A 15,589-nucleotide genomic window follows, 5' to 3' on the forward strand; every position below is an offset into this window, starting at 1 on the left:
ACAAGGTTGCGCCGATCGACACGACAGGCCCTCACCGCGCGGGCGGTGAGGGCCTGTCGGGGAACAGCGCTCAGAGCTATCCCTTGTGCTTCTTGACTGCCTCGGTCAGCTGCGGTGCGACGTTGAAGAGGTCACCGACGATGCCGTAGTCGGCGATCTCGAAGATGGGCGCTTCCTCGTCCTTGTTGACAGCGACGATCGTCTTCGAGGTCTGCATGCCTGCACGGTGCTGGATGGCTCCGGAGATACCCAGTGCGACGTACAGCTGCGGGGAGACGGTCTTACCCGTCTGACCCACCTGGAACTGGCCCGGGTAGTAGCCGGAGTCGACAGCGGCGCGCGAAGCACCGACTGCGGCACCGAGCGAGTCGGCCAGCTCCTCGACGACGGAGAACTTGTCGGCACTGCCGACACCGCGTCCACCGGACACGACGACCGACGCCTCGGTGAGCTCCGGACGGTCGCCGCCGACGATCGGGTCACGCGAGGTGACCTTGACGGCCCCTTCTTCCTGCGCGGGGACCTCGACGGTTTCGCGGGTGCCCGCTCCGGCCTTCGGCTCGGCCTCGACTGCACCGGGGCGCAGCGAGATGACCGGAACGTCGCCGTTGGCCTTGGCCTCGACGGTGAACGCGCCACCGAAGATGGAGTAGACGGCACTGCCGTCGCCGTTCAGTGCGACGACGTCGTTGTGGTAGCCCGAGCCGAGGCGTGCTGCGAGTCGACCCGCAACTTCCTTGCCCTCGATCGTGGCTGCGGTGATGATCGCCGCAGGCGAGACCGACTCCGCAAGAGCCGACAGCACGTCGACCTTCGGGGTGACCAGGAATCCGTCGACCGCGTCGGATTCGGCGGCGTAGATCTTCTCGGCACCGGCTTCGGTCAGCGCGTCGGCGACCTTGTCGGTGGTGCCGACCGGGCCGGTGACGACCGCGGACGGCTCACCCAGCGCACGAGCGGCGGTGATCAGCTCGGTGCTGACCTTCTTCAGTGTTCCCTCGACGTGCTCCACGAGCACGAGTACTTCTGCCATGACTTGCTCCTCGTTTGTCTTCGATTGCTCGGTGGGGCGGGATCAGATGATCTTCTGGCCGACGAGGTAGGTGGCGATCTTGTCGCCGCCGTCGCCCTCGTCGGTGAGCCGCTCGCCTGCAGTCTTGGGAGGCTTGGGGGTGGACGACGTGACGGTCGTTCCCGCGTTGTCGACGCCGACGATGCCGTCCTCGACACCGATGTCGGCCAGCGTGATGGTCTGCACCGTCTTCTTCTTGGCGGCCATGATGCCCTTGAACGACGGGAAGCGCGGTTCGTTGATCTTCTCGGTGACGCTCACGATGGCGGGCAACGCGGCTTCGAGGCCGAAGATGCCTTCGTCGGTCTCCCGCTCGCCGGTGACCTTGCCGTCCGCGACGGTGAGCTTGCGCAGCTGCGTCAGGGCCGGGATCTGCAGGTATTCGGCGATGATCGCCGGAACGGCACCGGTGCGGCCGTCGGTGGCCTCGTTGCCTGCGATGATGAGATCGGCCGGCTCGTCGTTCTCGAATGCGACGTTGCCGAGCGCTGCGGCCAGCGCGTACCCGGTCTGGATCGCGTCGGAGCCGTGCAGGGTCGGGTCGTTGAGGTGCACTGCGCTGTCTGCACCCATCGACAGGGCCTTGCGGATGGCATCGGTGGCGCGATCGGGGCCTGCGGACAGAACCTTGACCTCACCGCCCTGGGCTTCCTTGATGAGCAGTGCCTCTTCGACGGCCCGCTCGTTGATCTCGTCGAGGACGGCGTCGGCAGCCTCGCGATCGAGGGTGTAGTCACCGTCGGTGAGCTTGCGCTCGGACCACGTGTCTGGAACCTGCTTGATCAAAACAACGATGTTCGTCATGGGTCTGCGTCGACCTCCTGGTCATGTTCTGCTGATCGTGAGTGTTCTAACGGTTCGTGCAGTTCTACGGTCTGGGACGAGGTTACCTCACCGTAGTTACCCGTGGGTAACATACCTCCCTGCCTGTCCGACCATACATCTGTACCCCGACTGTTATGGAGACCACGTTGGCTTACCTCCCCCGCGTCTCCACTAACCTTTCGTCGGTGAACGATTCATCGGCTCAGGCACCGGCACCGGCACCACTGCCCCTCACCGGGGAGCGCACCGTGCCCGGCATCGCCGAGGAGAACTACTGGTTCCGCCGCCACGAGGTGGTCTACCGCGCACTCGTCGAGCACTGCCGCGACCGAACGGTGCTGGAAGCGGGATCGGGAGAAGGCTACGGAGCCAACATGATTGCCGATGTCGCGACGACAGTCCTCGGTCTCGACTACGACAGGTCGGCCGCCGCGCACGTGCACGCCCGCTACCCGAGGGTGACGATGCTGCGCGGCAACCTCGACCGCCTCCCGGTCGCCGATTCCTCGATCGACGTCGTCGTCAATTTCCAGGTGATCGAGCACCTCTGGGATCAGGGTGCGTTCCTCGCCGAGGTGCACCGAGTGCTTGCGCCCGGCGGCATTCTGTTGATCAGCACGCCCAACCGCATCACGTTCTCGCCCGGACGCGACACCCCGCTCAACCCGTTCCACACCCGCGAACTCGACGCGGCCGAACTCACCGAGCTTCTCGTGGACGCTCGGCTCGAGGTCGACGAAATCACCGGAGTCCGGCACGGACGCACGCTGGCCGCACTCGACGCCAAGCACGGCGGTTCGTTCATCGACGCACAGATCGAACGGGCCCTGGCCGGTGAGCCCTGGCCGGCCGAACTCACCGAGGACGTCGCGGCCATCTCGATCGAGGACTTCGACATCGCCGCCGACCGCATCGACGACAGCCTCGATCTGGTCGCAGTCGCCCGCAAGAGTTCGAGCGCGGTGATCGGGTGACATCCGGTGCCACCGTGCCGGGCATGTTCTCCCTCGTGCTGCACTCCCACCTGCCGTGGCTGGCCAATCACGGGCGCTGGCCCGTCGGCGAGGAATGGCTGTACCAGTCCTGGGCGGACTGCTATCTACCGATCACCGAGGCGCTCGAGCGGCTGGCCGATGACGGCCACGGCAACGTGCTCTCGCTGGGGGTCACCCCGGTATTGGCCGCTCAACTCGACGATCCACACTGCCTGTCCGGAATGCACCACTGGCTCGGGAACTGGCAGCTCAGAGCCCACGAGGCGACAGACCGAGACCTGTCCGTTCGGGAACACCGAGGTTCTGCCGCCGCGCTCGATCGATTCGAGACCCGGTGGCGGCACGGCGGGTCCGCGGTCCTTCGACCGCTGATCGACACCGGAACCGTCGAACTGCTGGGTGGACCCTTGGCGCACCCGTTCCAGCCGCTGCTCGATCCCCGACTCCGCGCCTTCTCGCTCCGAGAAGGACTGCTCGACGCCCACACCCGCTGGGGCACAACGCCCCGAGGGATCTGGGCACCCGAATGCGGATTCACCCCGGGCATGGAAACCGAGTACGCCGCGGCCGGGGTCTCGCACTTCATGGTCGACGGTCCGGCAATGCGCGGAGACACCTCCCTCGGCAGGCCGGTGTGGGACTCCGACGTCGTCGCGTTCGGACGCGATCTCCCGGTCAGCTACCGCGTGTGGTCACCGAAGTCCGGCTATCCCGGCCACGGTTCCTATCGGGATTTCCACACCTACGATCACGCCACCGGTCTCAAACCGGCCCGGGTCACCGGCCGCTCGGTCGCGTCGAACGACAAGGCTCCCTACGACCCCGAACGGGCCGCGGCGACGGTGGACCGTCACGTCGCCGACTTCGTCGATGTGGTGCGCAGGCGGTTGATCTCCGAATCCGAGCGCATCGGACGCGACGCCCTGGTCGTCGCAGCATTCGACACCGAGCTGTTCGGGCACTGGTGGCACGAGGGCCCACAGTGGCTCGGCAAGCTCATGCGCGCGCTTCCCGCCGCAGGCATCACCGTCGGCACGCTGAACGACGCCCGCGAGCAGGGTTACGTCGGGGCACCGCTCGAACTGCAGGATTCGTCGTGGGGATCGGGCAAGGACTGGCGCGTGTGGGCGGGCGACGACGTAGCCGATCTGGTCGCGCTCAATTCCGAGGTGTCCCGGGCCGCTCTCGACGCCGTCGATACCGCCCGAGACGCTCGGCGTCGCGCCGGTGGACCCGAACTACGCAATCGCGTCAACGATCAGATACTGCGTGAGACACTGATGGCCGTGGCCAGCGACTGGGCATTCATGGTCAGCAAGGATTCCGCCGCAGGCTACGCGCGGGAACGGGCGCACGTCCATGCACATGCGCTGCGCGAGATCGCTGCCGCGGCCGCAGCTGGATCACCCGTCCGTGCAGACGAGTTGGCTCGGCAATGGAACCGCGCGGACGGACTGTTTCCTGCGTTGGATGCGCGCCGGCTGCCCGGTGCACACGGTGGCCGCGAGCGAGAAGGTGCAGGGGGGCGTCGATGAAAATCCTGATGGTGTCGTGGGAGTACCCACCCGTTGTGGTCGGCGGACTCGGTCGGCACGTGCACCACCTGGCAACCGAGTTGGTTCGATGCGGGCACGAGGTCGTGGTTCTGTCGCGTCGCCCCACCGGAACCGACGCCGCCACCCACCCGACGTCTCACCACATCGAGGACGGGGTGCTCGTCGTCGCCGTCGCCGAGGACCCGGCCCACTTCGTCTTCGGGGAGGACATGCTCGCATGGACCCTCGCGATGGGGCACGCCATGGTTCGCGCCGGCGTCGCGCTGGGAAAGCCCGGTCTGGGCGACGGTTGGCAGCCCGACGTCGTTCATGCCCACGACTGGCTCGTCGCACACCCGGCGATCGCACTCGCCGAGTTCTACGACGTACCGCTCGTCTCGACCATCCACGCCACCGAGGCCGGACGCCACAGCGGGTGGATATCCGGTCGCGTCAACCGCCAGGTGCACTCCGTCGAGTGGTGGCTCGCCAACGATTCCGATGCGGTGATCGCCTGCTCGACATCGATGAAGGACGAGGTCACCACCCTGTTCGGAGTATCGGAGTCGTCGGTGAAGGTGATTCGCAACGGAATCGACCGCTCCACCTGGCACTTTCGGCGACGAGAGCCTCGATCCGAGCCGGCCAAGTTGCTCTACGTCGGCCGCCTCGAGTACGAGAAGGGCATCCAGGATGCCATCGCAGCTCTGCCCCGCATCCGACGGAGCCACCCGGGTACCACCCTGCACATCGCCGGCGAAGGAACACAGTTCGCCTGGTTGGCCGGGCTGGCGCGCACGCACCGGGTTGCCCGCGCTGTGTCGTTTCTGGGCAATCTCGACCACACCGAACTCCTCGGCTGGCTGCACGGAGCCGACGCCATCGTCCTGCCCAGTCGGTACGAACCTTTCGGCATCATCGCGCTCGAGGCCGCGGCCGCGGGCACCCCGCTGGTCGCGTCCACGGCAGGCGGTCTGGGTGAAGCGATCGTCGACGGCGTGACCGGCCTGTCCTTCGAGCCCGGCGACGTCGGCGGGCTGGCCGCTGCCGTGCGGCGCGTTCTCGACAATGCGGACGCCGCACAGGAGAGGGCCGTGGCCGCCCGCGAACGCCTCACCGTCGACTTCGACTGGAAGCACGTCGCCGAGACGACCGCCCAGGTCTATCTGGAAGCCAAACGCAAAGTTCGGCATCCGTTGGCCCGACCGCACATCGTCGAGCGCGCTCTGCCCGGCCGTACCTGAGAACAGCAGGGTCAGTTCTCTCGCGCCGCCTCGGCCTGTCCGAGCGCCTTCTTGCGAGCGATATCCTCCAGCGCGGCAATGTATTTCGCGCGTTCGGCGGCACCGGCTTCCCAGGCGACCTTGCGATTGCGGACGACCTTGGCCGGGGCACCGACCGCGATGCTGTAATCCGGGATCTCACCCTTGACCACGGCATGGGCTCCGAGCACGCAGCCCCGACCGATCCGGGTCTCGCGCAGAATCGTCACCTTGGCCGCGATCCACGTGTCCGGCCCGATTCTCACCGGTCCCTTGACGATTCCCTGATCCTTGATCGGCATGTTCACATCGTCCATCCGATGATCGAAATCGCAGATGTAGCACCAGTCGGCCACCAGCGTCGACGCGCCGATCTCGATGTCGAGATAGGTGTTGACGACGTTGTCCTTGCCGAACACCACCTTGTCGCCGATCCGCAGCGAACCCTCGTGGCAGCGAATGGCATTGCCGTCGCCGATGTGCACCCAGCGCCCGATCTCGAGGCGCGAGAGCTCGGGAGTGGAGTGGATCTCGACGTTCTTGCCGAGAAACACCATGCCCTTGAGGATCACGTGCGGATTGGCCAGCTTGAACTTCGCGAGGCGGTAGTAGCGCACCAGGTACCACGGCGTGTACGCCTTGTTGGCGAGCACCCAGTCGAGGGACGCACGCGTGAGGAACCGCGCCTGGTCGGTGTCGCGTCGTCTCGACCCGCGCCAGCGTGTCCGCAGCGGCGCGTTCCACATACTCGTCATGGTGGTTCAGCCTAGTTTCTCGTTCGCCCGCTCTCTGCCGCCACCCTCACGCGGGCTAGGGTTGTCTGTCGACCGTTGCTCGTCGGCGGAACGAACACAGACGCCCCGGCACCGTGTCGGGCACGGACTCGAGTCATGGGGAGCGATCGATGCGCGGCGTCAGGGCCAACGGTAGGACCGGCAGAAAGGTCACCGCTTTCGCAGCAGCGCTGGCGCTGGTGACCGTGAGCGGCTGTGGTACCGACACCTCGGCGATAGAGCCGCTCTCTCCCGATTCGTGGCCTGCAGCGCACGCGAATTCCCACAACAGCGCCGCCACCGGGGTGTCGGTGTCGACCCCACTGTCCCTGGACTGGACGCGCCCCACCGGCGGCACGGTGACCTCCCCGGTGTCCATCGGATCGACCGGTCAGATGTTCGTCACTGCCGCCACCGAATCCGGTTGCAACCTCTTCTCGTTCGAGATCGACTCCGCCCGTAAGCGCTGGTGCAATCGCGTCGGACCGTCCGTCGTCACTGCAACGCCGACGGTCGATTCGGCGATCAACGTCTACATCGGCGACGACGGCGGCATGAACTCGTACAACGACCACGGCCAACTACGTTGGCGCACACCGGTGTACGGAGTGCCCAAGTCCGCGCAGTTCCTTGGGGACGGCAGCGTGCTCTCGATCACCCAGATGGGGCAGGTCAGCGTTCTGGATTCGCAGAACGGGCAACTTCGAGTACCGATTCTCGATCTCGTTCCGACACCGAACTTCCTGACCGACCCGAATTCGGATTTTCTGCCGGTCGATACCGGACTCGACCGGTGCAGCTCGGGCGGATCCGAGTGCCCGGTACCCGCCGCACCCGCCGTCGACGCCGCGACCGGGTCGATCTACCTGACCCTGTGGCGTCCGGGTTCGATTGCACCGCAACTCGTTTCACTGCAGTACGAACGCGATGGCACGCCAGGGCTCGTCGAGCGTTGGTCCTCGGACCTGCTGCCCGCCGGGGTCGCGTCCAGTCCGGTGCTGTCTGAGGACGGATCGACGGTCTACCTGGCCGATGTCGACGGCAGGCTGACCGCGTTCGACACCGCCGACGGGCGACAGAAGTGGACCGAGGGTACCGGCCTCGGTATCGGTGCCGCTCCGTCGATCGCCTCGGACGGCACGATCGTGCCGTCGGGCGGCGACGGCACTCTCGTCGGCTTGCGCGACAACGGAGATTCGGCCGAGCGAGTCTGGGTCCGCGACGACGTCGAACAGGCAGGCACGGCAGCTCAATCCGCCGACGGACGCGGCCACACCGTCGTGCGTGAGGACGACGGACTGGCGCTGCTCACGTTCGACGCGGCCACCGGTGAGACGGTGGATGTGCAGCCCGTTCCCGACGTCGTCGGCACCACCGTCGGAACGTCGATCGGCCCGGACGGCCAGGTCGTCACCGCGAGCTACCTCGGCGAGATCTTCACCTACACGGGCTGACCGACAGCCCCTGGCGCGCAGACGAACGCCACCGCGGACCGATTGACTCGGGCGATCACCACCGACAGAGCCACGGATCCCCGAAGTTTGAGCTTGGGCCGCAGCAGCGCCGGATCCACGTCGACTCCGCGGACCAGAATTTCCACCGAGCCGCAGTCCATCCGATTCAGTTGTTGCCGAAGCACCTTCTCCGAGAACTTGGACTGCTCCAGAATCCGAAACCCGCGCACCCCGGCCGGGACAGTGTCGCCGGTCAGATACGCGATTCTCGGATCGAGTTGCCACAGACCGAATCTGGCACCGTAGTGCCGAACCAAACCGGCCCTGACCACCGCGCCGTCGGGATCGACGATGTAGCTGCCTGGGGGCCGAACCGGAATGTCGTCGGATTCCGAATCGGTGATCTCGAACACACCGCCGTCGGACCGAAGGACCGCAGCACGACGCCGAACACCGTTCTCGCTCAACCCTTCCGACCAGAGGCACGCTTCTCGCACTCCCCCGTCCAGCGAGACCACCTCCACCTCACCCGCCCAGTCGACAGAGTCGAAATCCAGACCGGGCGCACATTTGACGACCAGGTCTCGGCCTCGATAGGCGTCGAGCAGGTCCGGTAGCGGTGGTTGCAACGCCGCCGGGTCGTGGCGTCGCCGCCCACCCGCTCGGCGGCCGGGATCGGCGACGACGACGGTGTCACGCGTCGTCGGGGTCAGTGCGTCGGCGCGCAGTACGGTGGCGTCCGGGACGTTGTGTGCGGCCATCCGAAGCCGAATCGGGTCCAGATCGCTGCCCACCGCCAACTCCGCGGTGCCGATCAGGACCGACAGTTCGCTGCCGATCGAACACGTGACATCGTGCACCCGTCGTCCGGCGAGTCGAGCGGCCCGCCTGCGTGCGACGAGCGTCGGCGTTGCCTGCTGCACCGCCTCGTCGGTGACCCACCATCGGTCGGAGTCGAGTAGTTTCACCCGCGCCTTGCGGCGGACGGTCACGGTTTCGATCAGGGCACCCGCGTGGGCGGGGAATCGCTCCCGGATCGAGGAGATGTCTCGCACCGCTGTTCTCGTACCGAATTCGAGGCAGTCCGCAGCGTCGAGTGCCTCGATGCCGACCTCGCTGTGCATGAAATCGAGGTCGGCATCGGTGAAGTCATATCCCACGGCAGGCCCCGCCATCGACCCCTGCGGCGTGACTGCCTGTCAATCGCGAGGTGCAGGCTTGGTGCCGGTGATCATCACGTTGTAGAACAGCCCGCGCGGCACCACGTGTTGCAGCACGTTCTCGTCGACCCAGCTCAGTGTCTTCCAACCACCGAAGGCGAACTTGGCCCAGTTCCACCCCAGCTTGCCCGCGGGTACTGCGGCCTCGAAGGTCCGCACCGGCCAGCCGAGGAGAGCGGCGGCGAACTCCTCGGTGTTGGCCTGCACGGACTCCGCACCGGCCGAGAGCGCGATGTGCTCGAGATCGGTCGGATCGAACGTGTGCAGGTCGACGACGGCTTCGAGTGCCGCTGCTCGCGAGGACTCGTCGAGCTCCTCCTGTGGCTTGCGCCAGCTCGCCAGGAACGGGAGCTTGGTTGCGCGAGTGGTCGCCTCCCACGTGATGCGTCCGAGCCAGCGTGCGTAGAAATTGCCGACGGTGGTGGGTTCGCCCGCGAAGACGAAGCGACCGCCCGGCTTGAGCACCCGCAACACCTCACGCAGGGACTGTTCGACGTCCGGGATGTGGTGGAGGACGGCGTGCCCGACGACGAGATCGAAGGTGTTGTCGTCGTACGGAATCGTCTCCGCGTCGGCGACGCGGCCGTCGACGTCCAGGCCGAGGTGCTCGGCGTTGCGAAGTGCGACCTTGACCATGCCGGGCGAGAGGTCGGTGACCGAGCCCTTCTCTGCTATCCCGGCCTGCATCAGGTTGAGCAGGAAGAATCCGGTACCGCAACCCAGTTCGAGCGCGCGGCCGTACGGCACGTCGGACTGTGCGGAGGCGTCACCGGAGACGGCCTGATCGAACCTGCCGCGTGCATAGTCGATGCATCGCTCGTCGTAGGAAATCGACCACTTGTCGTCGTAGGTCTCGGCTTCCCAATCGTGATAGAGCACCTGCGCCAGTTTGGTGTCCGAGCGTGCAGCCTCGACCTGCTCGGCAGTGGCGTGCGGATTCGGGGCGGGATCGACCTGGCGGTCATCGGACTCGGCCGAGGCCAGGGACGTCGAGTTCGAGAGCGAGCGATCGACACCGTCGTGGGGGCTTGCAGTCATCAGGCGAGCCTACTATCCGGTAGCTGTGGAACAACTCTTCTCCGGCCGGGCCGGTGCTTCACCGCCCGGTGAAGGTCGCTTTTCCAGGGCCGTCGGCCACGAACGACGTCATGCCGACGGTGCGATCCTCGGTGGCGAACAGGGCCGCGAACTGCTGGGCCTCGATTCGCAGACCGGTGGTGAGATCGACGTCGAGCCCCTGGTCGATCGACGCTTTGGCCGCTGCGAGCGCTCGCGATGCACCCGTGGTGAACTGCATGGCCCAGGTGCGGGCGGCGTTGTACACCTCGTCCGGCGCCACCACCTCGTCCACCAAGCCGATGCGCAGCGCTTCCTCGGCACCGACGAAGCGGCCGGTGAAGACCATGTCCTTGGCACGGCTCGGGCCGATCAACCGGGCCAGCCGTTGGGTGCCGCCGCCGCCGGGGATGACGCCGAGCAGCACCTCGGGGACACCGAATTTCGCGTTGTCGCCCGCGATCCGACGATCTGCTCCCAGCGCGACCTCGAGCCCACCACCGAGTGCGTATCCGGTCACCGCGGCAACGACGGGCTTGGGAACGGTGCTCAGCGAGCCGAGAGCGGACTGCAGATCCTCGGCGATGGCAGCCATCTCGGCCGCGGACAACGACACCATCTCCTTGATGTCGGCACCGGCCGCGAACACCTTCTCGCCGCCGTACACGACGACGGCCTTGACCTCGGAATTCACGGTGGCCTCACGCGCCGCCGCGCGAATCTCCTCCTGCATCTGCCGGTTCAATGCGTTCATCGGTGGGCGATCCAGGCGGATGGTGCCGATACCGTCCGATACCTCGAGATTCACGAACTCAGCCATGGGCCGAAAGGCTACCGGGCCTCGTCCCGGCGATCGGACCAGGGATGTCGCGTTCCGGCGTAGTAGTCCTCGTCGCCGTCGAAGAGCACTCGTACGGTGCCGTCGTCTCGGGTCAGTACCGGCAGGACCGGGGTTACCTCGCGTTCGTGCGCAACGACCTCCGCGACCGTGTCGAACCGGGACAGCGCATCCAACTGGCTCCAGGTCGGCGGAAGCAGGATGGTGTTTCCGGAGCGCCAATCCGCCAAGGCATCACCGGTCGAGCGCCAGCTGACCGACGCCGCCTCGCTGGTTTCGCCGTCCGCATTCTGGCCCTCGGGCAGCACGGCGACGAAGAATCGGGTGTCGTACCGTCGCGCTTCACCGACCGGAGTGATCCAGTGCGACCAGGGCCGGAGCAGATCCGCTCGCAGGACGAGGTCGTGGGCGGTGAGAAATTCGGCGAACGAGATCTCGCGGCGCTCCAGCCGACCGCGCTCCGCAGCGAACGGCGCGGTATCGGCGACGATCGACTCCGGCGTGGAGCCGGCCAACAGCACCCCGCACTCCTCGAACGTCTCACGCGCTGCAGCACACACCAGGGCCTGCGCCCTGCCCTCGTCGGTTGCGAAGCGCTCGGCCCACCACGACGGCGGCGGACCTGCCCAGCGGACGTCCGCTGCCGCGTCCGCAGGGTCGACGCCGCCACCGGGAAACACCGTCATCCCTCCCGCGAACGCCATGCCGCCGACGCGTTCGAGCAGGAACACCTCGATGCCCGGCCGTGACAGACCGTCACGAATCAAGATGACGGTCGAGGCATCCCGCGCCTGCACGTGATCGGCAGCACCAGTCGAACTCATGAAAGGCAACGTACCGCTGCGCTGCGCAACGCCGTCGCTCGGTCCGCGCTATCGGCGGTGCGTGCTATCGGCGGTGCGCGCCGGCAGCGCGGGTTCGCCGCGCGAAGAACCGACCGTCGACGCGATCGAGCGTGATCGACTGGCTGAACGCCTCGGTCAGGTTCTCTGCGGTGATGACGTCGTCGACCAGTCCCTGTGCCACCACCCCGCCTTCCTTGAGCAACAACGCGTGACTGAATCCCGGCGGAATCTCTTCCACGTGGTGGGTGATCAGCACGGTGGCGGGGGCATCGGGATCGGCTGCGAGGTCGGTCAGGCGTGCCACCAGTTCCTCGCGTCCGCCGAGGTCGAGGCCCGCCGCCGGCTCGTCCAGCAAGAGCAGTTCGGGATCGGTCATCAGGGCACGGGCGATGAGAACACGCTTTCGTTCGCCTTCGGACAACGTGCCGTAGGTGCGGGTGGCGAGATGTTCGGCACCGAGGCTCTCGAGCATCTCGACTGCGCGCTCGGTGTCGACCGCGTCGTATTTCTCTCGCCAGCGCCCCAGTACCGAGTAGCCGGCGGACACGACCAGATCGGACACGAGTTCGTCGGCCGGAATGCGCTGCGCCAGCGAGGAGGAGGACAAGCCGATCCGCGGTCGGAGTTCGGACACGTCGACCCTGCCCATGACCTCTCCGAGAACGTGGGCGACACCGGACGTGGGATGGATCTCGGCGGCAGCGATACGCAGCAGAGACGTCTTTCCGGCACCGTTGGGGCCGAGCACGACCCACCGTTCGTCCAGTTCCACCTTCCAGGTGACGGGTCCCACCAGGGTCGCACCGCCCCGGCGGACGACTACGTCGGTGAAATCTACGAGCAGGTCGGGATCCGGTTCAGACACGACGCCTATCTTCTCGCACATCGACCGCGCATTCACGGCAGGATGTGCACGCGTGTCGCCCAATGACGATCTACCCCGCACTTCCCGCCGGACCTCGGACCGGGAATCCGGCGCGAACCCACCCGGATCACCGTTCCCGCTGGGTGCCACTGCACTGTCGACTGGCACTCAATTTGCAGTCCATGCGCCCGAGGCCGATGGAGTCGAGGTGTGTCTGGTCGATCCGGACGGCGGTGAACGACGGGTGGAACTGACCACCCGCACGTTCGGAGTTCGACATGCCTTCGTGCCGGGAGTGCGGCCCGGTGACCGATACGGGTTCCGCGCCCACGGGAGGTGGGATCCGCACTCCGGACGACGGTTCAACGGCGCGAAGATTCTGCTCGATCCCGCAGCACGCCAGGTGTCCGGAACCTTCGGCGACCCATCGGCACTGCTCGCCTACGAGGACGATCCGTTCGGGGCACCCAGTTCTCGAGACTCGCTCGGACACCTCCCGCTCGGCGTCGTCCGCGCGGCCGCAGATCGCGTGGGCCGGCCCGCGCGCCCCGATGTGCCCTGGGACCGAACCGTTCTCTACGAGCTGCACGTGGGCTCGTTCACGGCCCGCAATCCCGCTGTGCCCGAGCATCTTCGCGGTACGTACCTCGGGCTCGCCGAGCCGGCGGTACTCGAACACCTCGCTCGCATCGGCATCACGTCGGTCGAATTGTTGCCCGTACACACCACATTCACCGAACCGGGCGTCCGCGCCCGGGGTATGCGAAACCACTGGGGGTACTCGACGGGTGCGTACTTCGCCCCGGATCCGCGCTTCGCCGCTGTTCCCGGTGCCGAGGTGGACGAGTTTCGCACCATGGTCGACGCGCTGCACGCTGCCGGAATCGAGGTGATCCTCGACGTGGTCTACAACCACACGTGCGAATCCGCGGTCGACGGCCCCTCGATCAGTTGGCGTGGGCTCGATGCGCCCGGCTACTACCTGCTGGACGGACGTGGATCGGACGTCGATCTGACCGGCTGCGGCAACACTCTCGATTCCGCTTCGCCTGCAGTGGTGCGGATGGTGTGCGACAGCCTTCGGTACTGGGTCGAGGACATGGGTGTGGACGGGTTCCGATTCGACCTGGCCAGCACCCTCGGTCGACCCGGTGGTTGGCGATTCGATTCTCGCGCACCGTTGTTGACGGCCGTTGCCACCGACCCGGTACTGGCTCGGGTCAAATTGATCGCCGAGCCGTGGGACGCCACCGGTGCCGGCTATCAGGTCGGCAACTTCGGAGTGGCGTGGTCGGAATGGAACGATCGCTACCGCGACACGGTGCGACGCTTCTGGGCGGGCCAGCACGGCGTCCGCGAATTGGCCTCGCGCCTGGCCGGTTCGGAAGACCTCTTCGCAGGCAACGGACGCCTGCCGTGGGCGTCGATCAACTTCGTCACCGCGCACGACGGGTTCACCGCCCGAGATCTGGTGTCGTACGAGCGGAAGCACAACGAGGCCAACGGCGAAGAAAACAGGGACGGCACCGACAACAACTCGTCGGTCAACCACGGCATCGAGGGTCCGAGCGAGGACCCGTCGGTCGTCGAGGCCCGGGGACGCCATGTTCGGGCGCTACTGGCAACCCTGACGCTCTCCACCGGTACGCCGATGCTGCTCGCCGGCGACGAACTGGGACACACCCAGGGAGGCAACAACAATGCGTACTGCATTGCCGAGAACGCTCCGGCGGCAGACAGCTGGGCCATCGACTGGGACGGCGCGGATCAGAACATGATTCGCTTCGTGGGTCGACTGCTCCGCGTCCGAGCGAGCGCGCCGACCCTTCGTCAGCAGGAGTTCTTCACCGGCCGCGCGACACCGACCGGCCGACCCGATCTGGTCTGGTTCGATTCCGCCGGAATCGAATTCGACACGGACCGATGGAACGACGACTCGGTGCGCACCATACAGGCCTGGGTGGACGGTTCCGACGTCCGCTCCTACGCCTCCGACGGTGGGCAGGTCGACGACGCGAGCTCGCTCCTCGTGCTCCATTCCGGTGGCCCCGCCGAGATCACTCTGGCGTGCCCGAGTTGGTCGTCGTCGCGGTTCGTTCCGGTCCTCGATTCCTCGTGCGCGGACGGGGTGCCCGCGGATACCACTGCGCTGGAACCGGGTTCGACGATATCGGTGACCGGATCGACTGTCCTGGTATTGCGTAGCGCAGGCAGGTGAGTCATGAACAGTTGCACGAGCGGACCGACGCCGAGCGCATAGAGAACCGTCCCGACGCCGAGCGTCCCGCCTAGCAACCAACCGGTGAGTACCACCGTCAGCTCGATTCCGGTGCGGGTCAGGCGAATCGACCATCCGGTCCTGGCCACCAGACCGGTCATCAGTCCGTCTCGTGGCCCCGGGCCCATCCCGGCACCGATGTACAGCGCGGTTGCGAACGCGTTGAGCACGATGCCCGACACCATGGCAACGGTCCTGATCGGGAGTCCGTCGAGATGCGGCAACACCGCGGACGTCGCGTCCACGGCAACGGCGATCACCACGACGTTGCTCACGGTACCCAAACCTGGACGTTGCCGCAGCGGGATCCACATCAGCAGTACGGCCACTCCGGTGATCGCGGTGATGGTTCCGAAACTCAGCGACAGGTGACGTTCGAGACCCTGGTGGAAGACGTCCCACGGGTTGACGCCCAGTCCACCCGCGATCATCGACGACATCGACGCCCCGTACAGCCACAGCCCCACGTAGAGGGCAGCCAACCGAGAGGGAAGCCGGCGACCGGCGACGACACGACGTGGTGAGGTGAACATGCCTCCAGTCTCGGGGCTACTGGATATGTTCGGCATAG

Annotated in this window: 13 protein-coding genes and 1 pseudogene; 5 read left to right on the forward strand and 9 right to left on the reverse strand. The window is 66.6% G+C overall.

Going from position 1 to position 15,589, the window contains the following annotated elements:
* Nucleotides 1-76 precede the first annotated feature (76 nt).
* Both CH276_RS18495 and CH276_RS18500 read right to left on the reverse strand, forming a co-directional pair.
* Entirely contained in the window at nucleotides 77-1,033 is a 957-nt protein-coding gene (locus CH276_RS18495) for an electron transfer flavoprotein subunit alpha/FixB family protein (protein ID WP_032397739.1), read from the reverse strand.
* A 42-nt stretch (nucleotides 1,034-1,075) separates the two neighbouring features.
* Nucleotides 1,076-1,876 (reverse strand): electron transfer flavoprotein subunit beta/FixA family protein, encoded by an 801-nt coding sequence (locus CH276_RS18500; RefSeq protein WP_032397738.1) that lies wholly within the window; start codon nucleotides 1,874-1,876, stop codon nucleotides 1,076-1,078.
* Nucleotides 1,877-2,031: 155 nt separating this feature from the next.
* Here CH276_RS18500 and CH276_RS18505 point away from each other — a divergent pair, with 155 nt between their 5' ends.
* The 3 genes from CH276_RS18505 to CH276_RS18515 are packed head-to-tail and all read left to right on the forward strand — an operon-like array spanning nucleotide 2,032 to nucleotide 5,671.
* Entirely contained in the window at nucleotides 2,032-2,871 is an 840-nt protein-coding gene (locus CH276_RS18505) for a class I SAM-dependent methyltransferase (protein ID WP_094631810.1), read from the forward strand.
* A gap of 23 nt (nucleotides 2,872-2,894) precedes the next feature.
* Nucleotides 2,895-4,427 carry a 1,4-alpha-glucan branching protein domain-containing protein gene (locus CH276_RS18510; RefSeq protein WP_094631852.1) on the forward strand — a complete coding sequence of 511 codons (1,533 nt, stop codon included), beginning with the start codon at nucleotides 2,895-2,897 and terminating at the stop codon, nucleotides 4,425-4,427.
* Complete coding sequence (locus CH276_RS18515) at nucleotides 4,424-5,671, forward strand: glycosyltransferase family 4 protein (RefSeq protein ID WP_032397735.1); 1,248 nt, start codon at nucleotides 4,424-4,426, stop codon at nucleotides 5,669-5,671. Before CH276_RS18510 ends, CH276_RS18515 begins: the two co-directional genes overlap by 4 nt.
* 11 nt (nucleotides 5,672-5,682) lie before the next feature.
* On the opposite strand, the gene CH276_RS18520 is transcribed toward CH276_RS18515, so the two are convergent.
* Nucleotides 5,683-6,444, reverse strand: a complete 762-nt coding sequence (locus CH276_RS18520; protein WP_032397734.1) for an acyltransferase — start codon at nucleotides 6,442-6,444, stop codon at nucleotides 5,683-5,685.
* A gap of 149 nt (nucleotides 6,445-6,593) precedes the next feature.
* Between CH276_RS18520 and CH276_RS18525 the strand changes: the two genes are divergently transcribed.
* Nucleotides 6,594-7,916 (forward strand): outer membrane protein assembly factor BamB family protein, encoded by a 1,323-nt coding sequence (locus CH276_RS18525; RefSeq protein WP_094631811.1) that lies wholly within the window; start codon nucleotides 6,594-6,596, stop codon nucleotides 7,914-7,916.
* Here CH276_RS18525 and CH276_RS18530 read toward each other — a convergent pair.
* The 5 genes from CH276_RS18530 to CH276_RS18550 form a co-directional block, all read right to left on the reverse strand.
* Nucleotides 7,904-9,076, reverse strand: a complete 1,173-nt coding sequence (locus CH276_RS18530; protein ID WP_094631812.1) for a THUMP-like domain-containing protein — start codon at nucleotides 9,074-9,076, stop codon at nucleotides 7,904-7,906. The genes CH276_RS18525 and CH276_RS18530 overlap by 13 nt on opposite strands.
* Before the next feature lie 39 nt (nucleotides 9,077-9,115).
* Nucleotides 9,116-10,174, reverse strand: a complete 1,059-nt coding sequence (locus CH276_RS18535) for a class I SAM-dependent methyltransferase (protein ID WP_032397731.1) — start codon at nucleotides 10,172-10,174, stop codon at nucleotides 9,116-9,118.
* A 58-nt stretch (nucleotides 10,175-10,232) separates the two neighbouring features.
* Complete coding sequence (locus CH276_RS18540) at nucleotides 10,233-11,012, reverse strand: enoyl-CoA hydratase/isomerase family protein (RefSeq protein ID WP_045195673.1); 780 nt, start codon at nucleotides 11,010-11,012, stop codon at nucleotides 10,233-10,235.
* Between the two features lie 11 nt (nucleotides 11,013-11,023).
* The gene (locus tag CH276_RS18545) at nucleotides 11,024-11,854 is read right to left on the reverse strand and encodes an NUDIX hydrolase (protein WP_032397729.1); all 831 of its coding nucleotides are present in this window, start codon (nucleotides 11,852-11,854) and stop codon (nucleotides 11,024-11,026) included.
* A 64-nt stretch (nucleotides 11,855-11,918) separates the two neighbouring features.
* Nucleotides 11,919-12,761 (reverse strand): ABC transporter ATP-binding protein, encoded by an 843-nt coding sequence (locus CH276_RS18550; RefSeq protein ID WP_032398336.1) that lies wholly within the window; start codon nucleotides 12,759-12,761, stop codon nucleotides 11,919-11,921.
* Nucleotides 12,762-12,792: 31 nt separating this feature from the next.
* On the opposite strand from CH276_RS18550, the gene glgX reads away from it, so the two are divergent.
* On the forward strand, nucleotides 12,793-14,958 hold the full coding sequence (gene glgX, locus CH276_RS18555; protein ID WP_094631813.1) for a glycogen debranching protein GlgX: 2,166 nt from the start codon (nucleotides 12,793-12,795) through the stop codon (nucleotides 14,956-14,958).
* An 11-nt stretch (nucleotides 14,959-14,969) separates the two neighbouring features.
* Here glgX and yczE read toward each other — a convergent pair.
* A pseudogene (yczE, locus tag CH276_RS29035) lies at nucleotides 14,970-15,587 on the reverse strand (membrane protein YczE); the annotation flags it as partial.
* Nucleotides 15,588-15,589 lie beyond the last annotated feature (2 nt).

The sequence above is a fragment of the Rhodococcus sp. 06-470-2 genome (assembly GCF_002258235.1).
GTDB lineage: Bacteria > Actinomycetota > Actinomycetes > Mycobacteriales > Mycobacteriaceae > Rhodococcoides.